This window comes from Niastella sp. (assembly GCF_045805085.1).
In the GTDB taxonomy this organism is placed as follows: Bacteria; Bacteroidota; Bacteroidia; order Chitinophagales; family Chitinophagaceae; genus Niastella.
Genome location: NZ_JBJMLX010000321.1, coordinates 1 through 16,025, shown reverse-complemented (window position 1 = coordinate 16,025; position 16,025 = coordinate 1). Strand labels below are relative to the sequence as shown.

Here is a 16,025-nt window from a genome sequence, read left to right as displayed (position 1 = left end):
TAAGATGTCACCGCTTCGTGGAAACGCGGCCATTAACAAGAATCTGGCTATATTTCCCAGGAAGATCAATGGTAAGTATGTTATGTTATCCCGTATTGATGGAATCAATAATTACATAATGGTCTCCGATGACCTGTATTTGTGGGAGAATGCAACCTTATTACAGCAGCCAGTGTATCCCTGGGAATTTGTACAGATCGGCAATGGCGGTTCGCCTGTTGAAACAGAACGGGGATGGCTGGTGATTACGCATGGTGTGGGTCCTATGCGTAAATATTGCCTGGGAGCCAGTTTGTTTGACTTAAATGATCCTTCCCGGGAACTGGGCCGGTTAAAAGAACCGTTACTAATGCCTGAGGAAGATGAACGATATGGCTATGTTCCCAACGTGGTTTATACCTGCGGTGCAATCATTCATCATAATAAAATATTCATCCCATATGCCATATCGGATTATGCTACTTCATTTATCACGATCCTGCTGAACGAGTTGCTTGATAAAATAATGGCTGAGTAATAGCTATTTTCATTCGGTCAATGCCAATGCTACCACCAGGTGTGATATCCAGTAAGCTAATGTACTTTCTGCACCCTGGTTCAAATTGACCCCTTCACAATGCAAGCCATCTGCACAACCACCGGTAGCAACATCATATAAAGGAAGTCCCAGATCGTTCTTCCCCAAAAACCACTGATAACTTTTATACATGTTATCGAGGTATTGTTGTTCGCGGGTAAGCCTGAAGGCTTGTTGGTAGTAAAGGATCATTGCCATTACGTCAATACCCTGTTGATCGAATTGAGCAGTGGTCCCGTTCTGTTTGCACCATCCCTGGTTGCCTATCGGCCGCAACGTATCATTATGAAATACTTTTGATTCAAGGAATTGCATGGACTCAAAAGCAACGGCCAGGTATTCCTCGTCCTGCGTTACCTCGTAAGCATTTAATAAGGCCAATGGTAACATGGCGTTGTCATAGGTAAGTACAGGTTCAAACCAGTGCCACGTATCTTTTTTGTTCTCTTTGTACATGCCGACCATTTTGTCGGAAAGACGAATTACCATGTTCCTTTTCAGGTCGTCGGGATAATTGCATTTAATAAACTGGCAAATACCTATAATAGTATTGGCCATACCACGTAAAGAAACAAGTCGTTGAACATGAGGGTATGCTTTGGCAAATATTTCCCGTCCCGTTTTCACCAGTAAAGTAGAGGGGCCATCATTGATCAAAAAACCCAATGCCATCATGGTCCTTCCAAATGAGTCTTCCGAACCCCGATCTTCATGGCTGACCTTTGCATAGCTCATGAAATTTCGAAAGTGTCCATCGTCTGTTTGCATGTAATGAATAAAGCTCAGGTAAATTGGTAGAAGACGGGCGGCTGTTTTATTCTTTTTATTCTTGCATGCCCATACTGTAAGCAGCAAGGCCCGTGAATTGTCATCAATACAATAGCCTTCTTTCCTGTTGGGCATAGCAAACATGGCATGCTGCATAATGCCGGTAAGATCAGTTAAGTTGTCAATATGCAGGAAATTCAGATCCGGCATTTGAGCGGCGCCTTTAAAAGCCTGCTTTCCGGAATGCAAAATATCTCTTGTTCCCATAATAATTTTTTGTTTAAATAACAGGCTGGGCGAACTTTTTAGCCTTCTTCACAGGTCTTCCCAGGATGTTGTTAAATAATTCCACGTGTTTGCCCGCTACTATATTCCAGACAGTATCCCTGGTTTTCAAAAAGGCATAATAACGCATTTTCTTTCTTACGCTCCTGTTCTTCAGCAGGTGAATGGCACTTTTTGCTAATTCATGTTCTTTACCGGATTCAATGATAATGCCGGTTTTTTCATCCAGCATTTCTTTTGCCAGTACAAACGGGTTGGAAATGATCACGCAACCGGCGCTCATAGCATATAAGAAGGTGCCGCTAACCGCCTGATTGGGGTCTTTGGAAGTGAACAGGTATATATCTGTCAATGCCAGGTATTCCATCAGTTTTTTGGTAGGTACATATTCATTTACCAGGCGTACATTTTTTTCCAGGTGATTTTCGTCGATCAACTGTTGAAGATAGTTCCGGTATTTTTCACCTTCCTGTTGCAACAGGTTCGGATGTGTTTGACCTAAAACAATATAAATAGCGTGGGGAAATTGTAACCTGATCTCTTTCATGGCCAGTATACCTTTTTCTATTCCCTTGTTTGGACTTAATAAACCAAATGTGGTAAGCACCAGTTTATTTTTAAGAGCGTATCTGTTCTTCAGTTCCATTGCACTCACCTGGCTGTTGGCATGTGTGCCATGAGGAATGATGATGATCTTTTCTGGGCTTATCTGATAATCCTCTATTAGTAACCTGGCCGAATTGGTAGTCATTACAATTACTTTTTCAGCCAGTGTACTTATCAATTGAACAATTTTCAATCTTTTTTGCTCAGGAACCGGCAACACGGTATGGAAACGGATGATAAAAGGTTTCTCAAGCATGGTGAGAAAAGCCAGTAAATAATCACCCAACTCACCGCCATACAAGCCAAATTCATGTTCAATGCACACCAACTCAATAGCAGCATCTTTATTAATGGCAGTAGCCGTATCGATACAGGAATCCAGCTGGAATGCATCCATTACCATGCTAACAGGAAATTTGTAACCCGGTAGCGTATCTTTTTTGTCAAGCGCACAAATGTTTATTAAAATATCACTCTTTATTTCACGGTTGATTGCATTAACCAGGTCTTGCGTAAAACTGGCTATGCCACATTTTGAGGGTGGGAAAGTGCTTAAGAAAAGTATTTTTGATTGGTGGAGATATGTGGTCATGCAAACATTTTTAAAATTAAAAGTAAAGCAGTAATAGTTCATTTATGCCTGTATTCACAGTCATAAAGTTATAAGCCATTTTGTTTAAACTAAGCAAACGGTTATGAGTCAGCGTTAATAAAATGCCGGATCGGAATAAGAAGAAGCAATGGGAGGATCATCCCGGAATGTGATTAAAGGTAGTTGAATTAATCAGTAACAACTAATAAATAATCACCCCCATTAATAAAAGCCAAAAGACCAATAATTGTTTGTACTTTTAATCAGGAACCATTTGAGTTCATCAGCATCTCGTAATTGAATGATTGCTATCAGTTAGCTTCCTTTACCACCTGCTTTTCTCTCAGCTATTTTCACTTCTAAAATTAACATATGAATATTTACGTATCGAATTTGGGTTTTAGTGTACAGAATGATGACCTGAGAAAACATTTTTCGGAATATGGCGAGGTTACCTCTGTTAACGTTATTATTGACAAAGTTACCAATCGCAGCCGCGGATTTGCCTTTGTTGAAATGAAAGATAACCAGGCAGCAGAAAAAGCAATCCGTGAATTGAATGGACTTACTATCGACAATCGGGCAATCAAAGTGAATGAAGCACGGGAGAAACGTGATTAGGCAAATAGCTGTCTTTTACTATTGATAAGCTAAAATATATTTCCATGTATAAGAAATACCTGATCGGAAATGCAGACAATTTCGATCCTGATTATTTTACATTTGTTGCTGATGATCTGGATGTAATTATTAACCAGATAGAACATCTTGCTCCCGATTTTAAAGCGGAGATCATTGTTACCTTCCTGAAAAATCATTGTCTGCAAAATGAATGGATAGCAGCTAACCCGGAGCTGGCGCAATTAGTGGCGTCGAAATCTGTACACTCGGTTAATATCGAATCGCTTTTTGAGAGTTGCCAGCACAATCCCGCTTTCAGACTACAACTGGAAGCGTATTTAAAAGGGAAGCTTGCCCCGGTAGCATTGTAGTAAGGTAGTACGTTCTTTTTACTTGCTAAAAACGATGGCTGTTTTGGTATTCTATAACTGTATGCATTAATTTTATCTTCTCGATGATCTTTTTTTTCAGCGTAGTGTTGAACTTTATCTTTTTAACTTCATCAAGGGCGCTTTCATAAGTGATTATAGCTTCCTTAAAATGCCCGCTATTTTCGTCCTGCAGGGCCCTGGCAAATAATTCAGCGGGTATATTCTTTTTTTGCACGATCAAAAAGCGAATCAGAATAAAAAGGATTGATATGCCTGCCACTATAAAGAAGACGTAAGGAAATAACATAGATCGATTTTTTAGTGCTTTTTTGAAGCACCTGTAAAGATGAGCACTTTCCGGCTATTATTGCTCAATAATTAATTTATTTATGCAATGACTTAAATATGAACTGAAATGCCGTCCCGGTCACAGGGACGGCATTTTAATTATAAAGAGATCTATTACGGTATCAGCAGTTTGGTTGTAACCGGTTTGCCATTCCCTACAGACAATTCCAGTATATAATTGCCAGCAGGTAATTTGTGGCCGGGTGTAATGGAGATCAGTTGATTGCCATTGGTAACCGCCACTTTGGTGCTGTATACCGACTGTCCTAAATGAGTAAACAATCGTATTTGATAATTACCGGTTTGTTGATTCGCTAACTGCACATTGATCTGCTTGCCGGTAACCGGGTTAGGGAACACGTTTATATGAGCAGCCATTACAGGCTGGCTGGTGTTCACGCGCGCTCCCGGGCGAACAAACGTAACATAATTAAGGTTGAACCCGCCGGTTAATTCCACGATCCGCAAGGTTTGAACACCTGCCTGTAAGCCGGGCGTTGTTACCGGTACAGTTGTATAGGTTTGCCAGTCGCCGGTATTGGGAACGGTAATGGCGCCGGAAATATTCACACCATTTAATTCAACATAGAACTGGCTGCCATTGTTGGGCGATGCTACGCGCGCCTGAATGGTATATACACCCGCAGTAGTAACGTTCACGGTATATTTCATCCATTCATTGGCGTTCGTCCAACCCACATCATATCCCCCTTCGCCGCAGGTTTCAATATCAACCCCCTCGGTGGTCCTGTATTGTCCGCCGGAGTTAACCGCATCGGCATCATTATAGGCAATACCCTGCCCGCCCTTGTCAAAGTCTTCCGCTTCAATTTTTCCAGGTACGGCAAAGCTTTGAACAGGAGTGGTATTTATTTTGCCCCAGACATACAACTCATGTATTGACCAGTAATTTCCTTTTGAACCGGTTTGAACGATCCTGATATAACGGCCAACTGCATCCGGGAACAGGATCAGCGTCATGCCTGTTGAACCAATGCCGGAAGCCATGGGGCCGGTCCAGTTGGTATTGTCGGCAGATATATATACCTCATAACCCGCCGGGTTGTCATCAGGACTTTGCGAAGCGTCCAGCACGATCTCGTGGACCGTATTGGTCGTTTTCATGTCTACCGTGAAGGTTTGGCCGGGAACCTGTGATCCGTTGGTTGCCCAGCGCGTATTGGCATTGCTGTCGAGTGCGTATTTGGCGTCGCCGTTGTTGGCAGATGCGGTGGCGGTCCAGCCCTTTCTGTCCAACGCACCGGCAACAGAAACCGACCAGCTATTGCCGAGATTATTCTTCCATAAAGCAGCTTTCGCCGGCTGAATGGCTGAACTGTCAATGATAGAAGAGCGGGCCGACAAATGCGACTCGGCGCCGGTATTCAGGATAGCGCTGTTCGACCATAGCCAGGAATTATGCAGGTTGATGGTTCCGGCCTGAACATTTCCCCAATGCACACGGCCCGGACTTTCAAAATTGGCCACCTGCAGGTTAAGGTTACCGCCCCGGAGCTGAATGCCATTGTCGGGATTACCCCAGTAATCGGAACTGTAAAAATCAGCGGTTCCGGTAAAATTGGAATTGGTAACAATGTAACTGTTGGCCGTGTCGTTCAAAGAAACGATCTGCGTATTAATGAATGGAAGCCCGGCCGCGCCCATGCCATTGAAGGCAAAGGCCTTTCTGGCGCCATCGACACTTACACCCAGACTAATCCCGGAAGCATTTGCGCCCTCTGCAAGCATCGTGAGGCCGTAAGCGGCGCCATACACGAAGTCATTGTACAATGTTTCATTCCGGCAATCGCCCAATTCCATCCAGCTTACGTTATCATAGTTATAGTTGTAGACCCGCGAGTCGCCATTGTTAGTTGGCGCATTGGCCCACGAACCGAATTTCGATTCAGAACCATTCGCAAAATAAATGGTATTGAAATGCATGTTATAGATTCTACCGCCGGTAGAAGAACCACCTACGCGAACGGCAGTATGAAACACATGACCTGCCAGGTAATCGACATAGTGGTTATCGCATTTATTGGTGAACAGATCCACTCCATTATAGCTGGCGCGAATGCCTACGTTGATGATATAAACATCACTACCCAGGCCCTGAATGGTATAGGGATATACAGGAAAGTTAGGAACGAGGTCACCCATTTGTTCGGGATAATTGAACACAAGCCCGCGAATACCGCTGCCTGCAGCTAAGCGCAGGAAGGGAGTGCCAGCTGCGTTACCCTTGTCGGCATAGGCTTCCAGTACACTGCCTGGGCCGGTAGGCGCACTGCTCACATCATTGGCGCCTTTCAATTCAACATTAGTAGGAACGGTGAGATGTCCTGATACCTTGTAATGACCCGGTGGCAGAAATACAATACCACCGCCATCGGCGCCAGCCTGGTTCAAGGCATTTTGAATAGCTGTTGTATTGTCTGTTACCCCATCGGCCTTTGCATTATAAGGAGCCGCCGTGGCCAGGTATAACACCTTTCTGGAAGGCATATGCGTTTCGGCAGTAATGGTGGGCACGGCCGGCATTTGTGGTAATGACAGCGGCGTATCGTCGATACTGCTCACATAATAAGAGTTGTTTTGAAAGTTTGATCCATTGCTATAGCGGTTGCCGGTAAGAATAGCTCGGCCGCGTGGACCAATTACATTTTTCTGACTGCCATTGTTGAAATCGCAATCAGAAGCGGTGAGCGTACCACCTGCTATATTTACTTTGCCCCCGTTGATGGTAGTTTGTTGCATCAGCAGACTGCCGGTAATAGTAGAATCAATGGAGATGGCATTGTTGGTAGCGGAAATGGTGCAGCTATGTAATTGAACAGCGCCCTTTTTTGAATAGGGATTCAGCACAAAACCCGAAGCGCAACCGCTGATGTTCACCCTGGAGAACATGATGCCTACGGTTTGCAGTCCATCTACCTGCACGGCCGTATTACAGTTGGAAAAGTTCATGGAATAGTTACTGCCATTGGGAAAAGTGCCCGGATTGGCAACTGATTCCGAAACCCAGAAACCCACATTATAGCCTTCAACGTTTACAAAAGCGGTGTTGGTCCAGTCGTTACGGCGCATTACAATACCAGCGCCATTCTGGTAGATCCAGCTGGCATAGCCGCTGCCGGCAGCCGGCGCATTGGCCAGTCCTGACCCGGACCAGTATAAAGGAGAGAAGTCGAGGTATTGCACCCGGCCCACATCAACAATATTGTCAAGCTGAATACCTTTGTGCAATGGCGTACCATAAATGTTCCAGATAACCGGACAGGTACCGCCATTGGCAACAGAGAACACTATACCATCATACGCATTTACCAGGGTGATATTTTTGGTATTGCAGAACTCATTACCAAAGTAATTGGGTTGACCAAACAGGATGGCAGGCGGGTAGGGAACAATGTTATCGGGCAACTGTTCAGGGTACCAGATGGAGAGGTCCTGCACCTGGGCCGATGGTTGCATAGTGATAAAGGCGGCCGCATTGGTATTGTTGCGACCGGCATATGCCATCAAGATGGTGCCAACAAGCGGCTGGCCTTTTACGGGTTGTTGCCATTCGCCCCGAAGGGTAATACCTTTAGGAATGGTAAGATTACCCTTGATAACGTATTTCCCCTTAGGAACGAACAAAGTGCCACCGCCCGCTTTACTCAGGGTGTTCAGCGAACGCTGGAAAATGTTAGTAACATCGGTGATCCCATCGCCCGTGGCGCCGGAATCGGCCACGGAGATGCCAATAACAGGAGCATCAGCGGTGGGATAAGAAGGTGTGATCAAACGCCATTTTTGGGAAAAGGCCGGAAAAGAACACATAAGGATAAGTGCGAGCAGGGACAATGTAAGGCCCCGCTGCGCATGTGCCTGGTTGTTTTGCATAAAAACTGGATCTGGTTTTAAAATGAAAAAATGGTAGATAGTACCTGGCAAGAAACGTTGCTGTAATTAATTTTCGATTAACCAGGGGATTAGTTCAGCAATTAACGGGCCGTTTTGAGAAAGAGGATTCTTGTTAAATTGTGTTAAATAAGCTATAGTAAAATAATTTCAATAATCAATATTATTTACATACCTTTGCGAAACTTATTTCCTCCCTGCACCTATCTTGATTTCGGGTTTTCAACATTTGTGAAGGTAAGATTCTAAGCCTGGAACCTGTTATATATCAACAGCTTACCTACTATTATTTATTAAAATTTCAACCATTGTCATTTCAAAAATTAAACGTCATTGAGCCCATTTTACGAGCTCTTACCAACGAAGGTTATACTACTCCTACACCTATACAGGAACAAGCAATTCCACTCGTTCTTCAACGTAAAGATCTATTTGGCTGCGCACGAACAGGCACCGGTAAAACGGCCGCTTTTGCCATTCCTGTGCTTCAAATATTACATGAACAAAAGCTGGTTTCAAAAGAACCTAATAATACTATAAAAGCACTCATTCTTACTCCTACCCGGGAATTGGCTATTCAAATAAAGGAAAGTCTTGATGCTTATGGAAAATTTACCGGATTAAAGCATGCCGTGATCTTTGGAGGCGTTTCGCAACAAACACAGGTGAACACCCTGCGCAGAGGAGTGGATATTTTAGTTGCCACACCCGGGCGTTTGCTCGATCTTGTGAATCAGCGTTTTGTTAACCTGAGCAGTATTCGGTTATTGATCCTGGATGAAGCTGATCGCATGCTTGACATGGGGTTTGTACATGATGTTAAAAAGATCATTGCCAAAGTTCCCAGGGAAAGACAAACGCTTTTCTTTTCTGCAACCATGGCCCCCGCTATTCGCCAGTTGGCAAATACGATACTCATGAACCCTGTTCATATAGAAGTAACGCCTGTTTCATCTACTGCTGAAACCGTTCGTCAGGCCATTTATTTTGTTCAAAAAACCAGTAAGCAATCTTTGTTAAAGCATTTGCTGTTTAATGCCGACATTCCTATGACGCTGGTGTTTACGCGTACCAAACATGGGGCAGACAGGGTGGCCAAGGAATTAAATAGTTCCGGAATTACCGCAGCTGCTATTCATGGCAATAAATCACAACAGGCCAGGCAATCAGCGTTGTTGAAATTCAGATCAAGACAGATACAGGTGCTGGTTGCAACCGATATTGCTGCAAGAGGTATAGATATCGATGAACTGTCGCATGTTATCAACTACGATCTTCCTGAAGTTTCCGAAACATATGTACATCGAATAGGACGTACAGGCCGGGCAGGCGCAAGTGGCATGGCTATTTCGTTTTGTGACCAGGAAGAAAGAATATATTTGCGCGATATTGAGAAATTGATCAAGAAAGCAATCCCTGTAGAAAACGAACATCCATTTAAGAACGCAGGTAGTACTGGTGACAGCCGGCCGGTCTTCAGAGCAACCGGTAATACTGTACAGTCAGCCAACCGTTTTTCAACCAGGAACCGGCAAAGATCTGGTTATAATAGAGCTGTTAACTCTTAACTCTCAACACTGTCATCTATAAGAAAGCTTCAGGCCTTTGGACCTGAAGCTTTTTGTTTTATCGCATGCATTCAATCTACCTTCAAAAGTTTGGCATTTATAGCTACTACAATAGTACTTGCACTCATTAATACTGCACCCATAGCAGGACTTAACATAAACGCAGGATATAATATACCTGCAGCTAATGGAATGGCTATTATATTATATCCAACAGCCCATACCAGGTTCTGCACCATTTTACGGTACGTAGCACGGCCAAAGGCGATCATTTGCACCACATCCTGCGGGTCGCTGTTCACAAGAATTATATCGGCTGTTTCCGCAGCTACATCGGTACCCGAACCAATGGCTATACCAACATCGGCCTGTGCCAGCGCCGGTGCATCATTGACCCCATCGCCGGTCATTGCAACGATCTCTCCTTTATCCTGGAATTCTTTTACCTTACTTTGCTTTTCATGTGGTAATACATTGGCGAGGTATCCATCCATACCAAGCTTTTGCGCTACAGCAGCAGCTTCTTTTTCGTTATCGCCTGTGAGTAAAAAAGATTTGATCTTCATTTCCTTTAGCGTAGCAATGGCTTTTGCCGATGTTTCCCGGATACTGTCAGCCAGTGTGATGATCCCTGCAGGGGTGTCATCGATCAATACATAATTTATAGTATCTGTTGATTGATCTATTTCGTTTGGAATGACAGGAGGCTCTTTTTGTTGCTCCTTGAAATAATTAGGACCTGCCGCTACCACTTTTTTACCATTTACTGAGCCGGTAACACCAACGCCCTGCATATACCGGAAATCTGTTGACTTCCATAATGGCAGGTTTTTTTGTTTCAGCTTGCGAATAATTCCATGTGCAATATGATGTTCAGAATTTTGCTGTATGGCTGCTGCATATTGAAGGATCTCATCTGGCGTATACTGATTGGTTAAAGGGATGATCTGTTGTATTTCGTGTGACCCTTTTGTAAGGGTACCGGTTTTGTCGAAAATGATGGTAGTAATTTTTCTTGCATTCTCAAACGCCGTTCTGTTACGTATCAATAACCCGTGCATAGCAGAAAGCGTGGTGGATATAGCTACTACCAACGGAATGGCTACGCCAAGGGCATGCGGACAGCTGGTTACCATTACTGTTACCATGCGTTCCAGTGCAAATGGCAGTGTTTTACCGGCGGCAAGCCATACAACCAATGTAATTATGCCTATACTTATAGAAATAATGGTAAGCCACATGGCGACCTTGCCTGCCAGGTTTTGTGTTCTTGATTTTGTTCCCTGTGCGGATTGCACCATGCTGATAACTTTGTTCAGATAACTGTCGTTACCCGTTCCGGTAACCTGTATCTTTAAAGCGCCATCTCCATTCACCGCTCCTCCGATCACTTTTTCGTCTTTCCCTTTTTGTACGGGAACACTCTCACCGGTTAGCATACTTTCGTTAACATAGGAACTGCCTTCAATTATCAAACCATCTGCCGGAATTTTTTCTCCTGGCTTAACGATTATTATATCGTTGTTCTGTAATTGCTGTAAAGGAATATCAGTGACTTCCTGATTTCGTTCTATATGTACAACCGCCGGTAATAAAGCAACCAATGATTCCAGGGCGCGGGAGGCTGCCATTTGTGAGCGCATTTCGAGCCAGTGGCCTAGCAACATAATATCGATCAATGTAGCGAGTTCCCAAAAGAAATCCATACCGGGCAACCCGAACACAACTGCGGTGCTATAAACGTAGGCAGCAGTGATGGCTACAGCCACCAATGTCATCATTCCCGGCACCCGGTGTTTCAATTCTCTTACCAATCCTGTAAGAAAAGGCCCTCCACCATAGATAAAAACAAAACTGCTTATGGCAAGTAATATATACTTATCACCTGTAAAGCGTAGTTTAAATCCTGCCCATTGCTGTATCATCTGCGAAAGCAATAAAACAGGTATTGTAATAACCAGGCAGATCCAGAACCGCTTTAAAAAGTCGGCTGTGTGATGCCCCGCATGTTCATCGTGGCCCTTTTGATCTTCCATTTTATGTGGTGAGCCCGAAGATGCCTGCGTCTCTGTATGATGATGTTCATGAGCATTTCCCATGGCTTGTTGATGGGAATGATGCCCGTGGTTTTCATGATCCATAATTCACGGAGTTTACTACTCGTGCAAATTATAAATTGTGCATACACGTATTGTTATATAATTACTGAAAAGACTTATAAAATTAGGAGATAGCTGGTGCTACTTCATATTCATTTTCATCAGGGCCGGATATATTCTCAGGTACACCTGTATAGCCATTGGGTTTTTATCATAGTAAGTATTTAAGGACGCCGGCGCTCCATAATAACTCCATTGTCCACCGGCAGCAATCCGGGTTTTATGCAGTTCAAACAGGTCATAGGCAGCTCCCAACGTGAAGGCATGAATACCAAAAGTAATATGATCTTCGAACGTGGGACTTACTACCAGTTCTTCGGCCGATTTTTCGGTGAACTCATAACGGGTATAGATCGCGGCTTTCCTCATACGCCAGGAGCCCTCTGCCATAAATGCATTTTCGCCATCATGATCTTTTTGCTTATTCATTCCCCAAAGAACAGTTGCATTAAACCAGTTCTCGTTACCCATATCAAGACTGTAAATAGCCGAGGCGGTTGTTTTATGGATGTTTTCATCGGGATGTAATTCTTCGGGGCTTTTCACATAACCATGAGAAACCTGTAATGCCCAATTCTTCGAGGGATTAAAAGAAAGCCGTCCGCTCCAGGAATCAAACCTGGGTTTATCGAAGCCATACCGGTCTTCGTTTGGTTCCCGCCCGGTAAAGGAAGAACCTTCCAGCTTGAATTTGCCTGCCCGTATGCCGGCTGTAACTACGCCAAAGGTTATATGCGTGGCATCGACCCAGTGATGGGAGATAGGCGAATTGGGATTGTCCAATGAAGAGGGCCGGTGCATAAAAGTAACCGGGCCTAAAGCCGGTTCACCAGGGTACCCCACATATACAAATGCATCAACGTTTTTTGTAAATGCATGTGAATAGCTAACAGATAACTCGGAAAACAGGTCATGTGGGTGTTGCCTGTCAATCAGTGGCTTTCCTTTATAGCTTTCACCTGTTTGAAAGAGCAAAGGGTAGCCTTTGCCGCCCTCAATAACCGGGTCAAGTGAAAGCATGGAACTAAAATGAAAAAGCCCCTTTTCGCCTACCTTTCGCTGGCCCATCAGCATAAACCAGGTAGGCGCATCAAACCGGGAATCGCCCCGTTTACCGTCATTATTGAAATTCTGATTGTCGTAACGCAGGAATATATTACCATGCACCATGTACATCCATTTTTTTGAATGGATCATATACCCGTACATGGGAGAGGCATCCGGCAGCCAGCCTGTTCCCGAACCATTCCGGTTCATCGGTAAGTTCAATGAAAATGCATGCGACATGGGTATATCCATTGGATGCATGCCTGAATCCATATTCATCCCATGATCTCCATGCATTTGTTGCATATTCATGGTATCCTGTTTGGCCGGCATTTTATGATGTTCGTGTTGGGCAACAACAGAGAAGGAGATGCCCAGCAATACAATAGCCAGCAATATTATCTTATACATGCTTTTATAATGTTTTATTATTATCTTTTATTTATTCGCATATACAAACCAGCTTCACCAATAAAAACAATATCATCGAAGCGGATATTCAGGTAATCGCGCCCATAAAAAGTATGGATCATAAAACCTACTTCATTGGTTGTGGATGGCATATAGGTGAGGTAAGCATGGGCGCCCAATCTGTATTTGTTCTCCAGCGGAAACTGAGACAGGTCTCCTAAAATATATTCCAGGTCGGTCCTGAAAGAGAACTGTCGTTTTTTAGTAACCTTTTTTATACTGGAACTCAAGGCGTTATTGATAGTTACTAACCTCGAAGCCTTAAGCCATTGAAAGCTGAATAAAAGTCTTTGTTTGCCATACCTGTTATCGAGCTCAGGACTCATCCCCAATGGCCCTTTCAGGTCAACTTCTTTTTGCCAGCCTGCTGCAAATGATATAATATGTTCTTTTGCAGAAATATTTGCCACGTTGACTAACAGCCGTAAATAATCAGTACTGAAATCGCCAGACCGGTAATTGTTTCTTTGATTACCATCCTCATCTTTCATAAAGAAAGAATCGGCCTGGCCATTAGAATAGTGATGCAACTGAACGGTTAACCATACAGGAGTTGTTTGCTCTTTTATTAACCCGGCCACGGGAGAAAGCAGCAGATCCAGTCCTAATCCAAATTTGTTATTGGTAGGCAATAGCGGGCTTGAGCTGTCGCGGGTAAGTCTGGGGGTGAGTCCCACATCAAAAGTAAACCGCAGCCTTTGTAATATTTCAGGATTGTAATATTTGCCTTTATGAATGACAAACCGGTTTGTAAAGTTTCCTTCGAGCCAATAACCGTTTTTTCCTTCGCCATCCCGTAGCGGGGTCCCCCTTGTTACAACCGGAGAAATATAGGGCCAGGTGAGATACATTAGCTGATCGTGATACCCCAGCAATTGGTTATACCGGTTCATGGCGAAATTGGGAGAGGTGGTTGATAATGTATCAGGTGACCATAAAACATCCTGCGCTTTGGTCATACCTGTGCATATCAGGCAGCTTGCAATGATTAACCATTTCATTACCAGTTATTTTGGTTTTAATTGAAAAAAGCATGCCCTGATAATGATAGGTTATAAAAAAAAATAATATTCACATTGCTGGAATAATTTGAATTTCAATATGCAATAACCCATAAGCGTTAGGCCTTTTTTCCTTTTACAATTGAAAGCCTAATGAAACTATTGGCAAAGCCGATTCTTCCTTTGAAAAACTTAACGAGCCGGCAATTACTATTTTATTGAAGGGAGCTATCCATACACCACCTCCATACCCGGTATGCCATGTATTTGAATGTTCGTCTTTTACCCAAACTCTTCCAATATCGTGAAAGGCGATAATACCTAATGATCCTTTAAATAAATAAAGATTGGTCTCGCCAAAGTTCAATCTGAATTCGCTATTGTTATAGGCTCTTGTTCTGCCTGCAAATCGTTGAAATCTGTAACCTCTTACATTTTGTTTGAACCCAAGATACTGTGCTTGCGGCAGTTCAACATCGCCAAACGTATTGCCGGCGCCGAAACAGGTTGCGAAAATTAAATGGTCTTTTGCCAATACATCCGTATATAATCCGAATTCCGCTCCTGCCTGATTAAACTGGTTCCCGGAATTAAATAATCCAAACATTTGCGTGGAATAAATAGTAGCATAAAATCCCCTGGTAGGTATTAGTTGATGGTTTCTTGTATCTATCGTTAATTGCACTTTAGCTCCGGTATACCATTTATCGCTATACAATTCAGTGGCTGACTGCATAGGATAAACGGTACTAATAAATTTATTACTCGCATCTTTTACATCAACCTGGTAATGCTGAATAACAGGCCCAAATTGTAAGGCAGCCCAGGGCGACAACCAGTGTTGAAGCATAAAGGAGGCATCGACTAACCGATACTGTATTTTATAGTAATCAATTCCTTTAATTTTGTCAAAAGAGGTAGTATTACCCCAGCCAAAAAAATGCGTTCGTACAGTTGGCAGCTGGGCATCTGTATTTATCAAAAAGTCTGTTTTATTGGCAATCTTTAAAAACGTTCCGTTATAATGAAGATTCCAGGCCGGGGTGTGTAATGATCTGGTGGCATAAATAATATGGCGGCTGGCATAAGGTTCTTTACGGAATCCCGTTGTAACCAGCTTATAACGTGGTCCCACAAACAAACCGCCATCCATAGAATATTGCAGGCTGATTCCTAAAGAAGAAGTATTGTAAACAGGATAGGTTTGTTTGTAATCATTGTTTAAGGGGTTGTTGGAGATCCTGTTTTTCAGATTCATGCCTGTAATTGTATTTTTTTCAGATCTTACATCATACACTATTACTTTATTTCCAGAAGCATTGGTGAATGTATCTTCACCCGGGCCGCCAATAAGCCTTATTTTTATTGGGCTTCTTTTTCCGGTAACCATGAACAGGTCATTACCCTGTAACCCAAAAAGATTTATCTCTTTGGTTTCTGATGGTTTAAAAAGCCTTTCATAGGTGGCTTTTCCGGTTTTATCTTCAATTTGCACCAGTACAGTTTGATTGTCGTTCACTGTAACAACAAATTTTTCCGGAAGGCTACTGCCTGACAAAGAAGGTTTTCGTGACAGGAATTGATAATAATGGATCATATCCTCTTTGAAGTATACCCGCTTATTTTTTAAAATAGAAATGATGCTATTGGTGTGATAAGCGTGGATTTCGGATGGCTGCTTTTTTATAGCTTTTTCAATAGT

11 protein-coding genes and 1 pseudogene are annotated in these 16,025 nt (G+C 43.2%); 4 read left to right on the top strand and 8 right to left on the bottom strand.

Annotation, left to right across the window (positions count from 1 at the left end; all coding sequences use genetic code 11):
• Nucleotides 1-517, top strand: a pseudogene (locus ACJ751_RS16860) (glycosidase); the annotation flags it as partial.
• Nucleotides 518-526: 9 nt separating this feature from the next.
• On the opposite strand, the gene ACJ751_RS16855 reads toward ACJ751_RS16860, so the two are convergent.
• Nucleotides 527-1,612: a glycosyltransferase gene (locus ACJ751_RS16855; RefSeq protein WP_407746690.1), complete on the bottom strand. Its 1,086-nt coding sequence runs from the start codon at nt 1,610-1,612 to the stop codon at nt 527-529.
• Between the two features lie 13 nt (nt 1,613-1,625).
• A complete protein-coding gene (locus ACJ751_RS16850) occupies nt 1,626-2,828 on the bottom strand; it encodes a glycosyltransferase (RefSeq protein WP_407746689.1) in 1,203 nt (400 codons plus the stop codon).
• Between the two features lie 372 nt (nt 2,829-3,200).
• Between ACJ751_RS16850 and ACJ751_RS16845 the strand changes: the two genes are divergently transcribed.
• Nucleotides 3,201-3,449, top strand: a complete 249-nt coding sequence (locus tag ACJ751_RS16845) for an RNA recognition motif domain-containing protein (protein WP_407746688.1) — start codon at nt 3,201-3,203, stop codon at nt 3,447-3,449.
• A gap of 44 nt (nt 3,450-3,493) precedes the next feature.
• Nucleotides 3,494-3,820 carry a hypothetical protein gene (locus ACJ751_RS16840; protein WP_407746687.1) on the top strand — a complete coding sequence of 109 codons (327 nt, stop codon included), beginning with the start codon at nt 3,494-3,496 and terminating at the stop codon, nt 3,818-3,820.
• Nucleotides 3,821-3,845: 25 nt separating this feature from the next.
• Here the strand turns inward: ACJ751_RS16840 and ACJ751_RS16835 are convergent, their stop codons facing one another.
• Both ACJ751_RS16835 and ACJ751_RS16830 read right to left on the bottom strand, forming a co-directional pair.
• A complete protein-coding gene (locus tag ACJ751_RS16835; protein WP_407746686.1) occupies nt 3,846-4,127 on the bottom strand; it encodes a hypothetical protein in 282 nt (93 codons plus the stop codon).
• A 155-nt stretch (nt 4,128-4,282) separates the two neighbouring features.
• The gene (locus ACJ751_RS16830; protein ID WP_407746685.1) at nt 4,283-7,960 is read right to left on the bottom strand and encodes a carbohydrate-binding protein; all 3,678 of its coding nucleotides are present in this window, start codon (nt 7,958-7,960) and stop codon (nt 4,283-4,285) included.
• Between the two features lie 425 nt (nt 7,961-8,385).
• Between ACJ751_RS16830 and ACJ751_RS16825 the strand changes: the two genes are divergently transcribed.
• On the top strand, nt 8,386-9,645 hold the full coding sequence (locus tag ACJ751_RS16825) for a DEAD/DEAH box helicase (RefSeq protein WP_407746684.1): 1,260 nt from the start codon (nt 8,386-8,388) through the stop codon (nt 9,643-9,645).
• A 71-nt stretch (nt 9,646-9,716) separates the two neighbouring features.
• Here the strand turns inward: ACJ751_RS16825 and ACJ751_RS16820 are convergent, their stop codons facing one another.
• From ACJ751_RS16820 to ACJ751_RS16805, 4 genes are all read right to left on the bottom strand, one after another.
• Entirely contained in the window at nt 9,717-11,786 is a 2,070-nt protein-coding gene (locus ACJ751_RS16820) for a heavy metal translocating P-type ATPase (RefSeq protein ID WP_407746683.1), read from the bottom strand.
• A gap of 99 nt (nt 11,787-11,885) precedes the next feature.
• A complete protein-coding gene (locus tag ACJ751_RS16815; RefSeq protein ID WP_407746682.1) occupies nt 11,886-13,262 on the bottom strand; it encodes a hypothetical protein in 1,377 nt (458 codons plus the stop codon).
• Between the two features lie 20 nt (nt 13,263-13,282).
• Nucleotides 13,283-14,323 carry a hypothetical protein gene (locus ACJ751_RS16810; RefSeq protein WP_407746681.1) on the bottom strand — a complete coding sequence of 347 codons (1,041 nt, stop codon included), beginning with the start codon at nt 14,321-14,323 and terminating at the stop codon, nt 13,283-13,285.
• Nucleotides 14,324-14,459: 136 nt separating this feature from the next.
• Nucleotides 14,460-16,025, bottom strand: a 1,566-nt coding sequence (locus ACJ751_RS16805; protein WP_407746680.1) for a BamA/TamA family outer membrane protein, incomplete at its 5' end; no start/stop codon positions are given.

Bases quoted from the DNA above. Each gene is read 5' to 3' on its own strand.
- ACJ751_RS16815 (WP_407746682.1), bottom strand. From the start codon at position 13,262: ATGTATAAGATAATATTGCTGGCTATTGTATTGCTGGGCATCTCCTTC.
- ACJ751_RS16850 (WP_407746689.1), bottom strand. From the start codon at position 2,828: ATGACCACATATCTCCACCAATCAAAAATACTTTTCTTAAGCACTTTC.
- ACJ751_RS16840 (WP_407746687.1), top strand. From the start codon at position 3,494: ATGTATAAGAAATACCTGATCGGAAATGCAGACAATTTCGATCCTGAT.
- ACJ751_RS16855 (WP_407746690.1), bottom strand. From the start codon at position 1,612: ATGGGAACAAGAGATATTTTGCATTCCGGAAAGCAGGCTTTTAAAGGC.
- ACJ751_RS16845 (WP_407746688.1), top strand. From the start codon at position 3,201: ATGAATATTTACGTATCGAATTTGGGTTTTAGTGTACAGAATGATGAC.
- ACJ751_RS16820 (WP_407746683.1), bottom strand. From the start codon at position 11,786: ATGGATCATGAAAACCACGGGCATCATTCCCATCAACAAGCCATGGGA.
- ACJ751_RS16835 (WP_407746686.1), bottom strand. From the start codon at position 4,127: ATGTTATTTCCTTACGTCTTCTTTATAGTGGCAGGCATATCAATCCTT.
- ACJ751_RS16810 (WP_407746681.1), bottom strand. From the start codon at position 14,323: ATGAAATGGTTAATCATTGCAAGCTGCCTGATATGCACAGGTATGACC.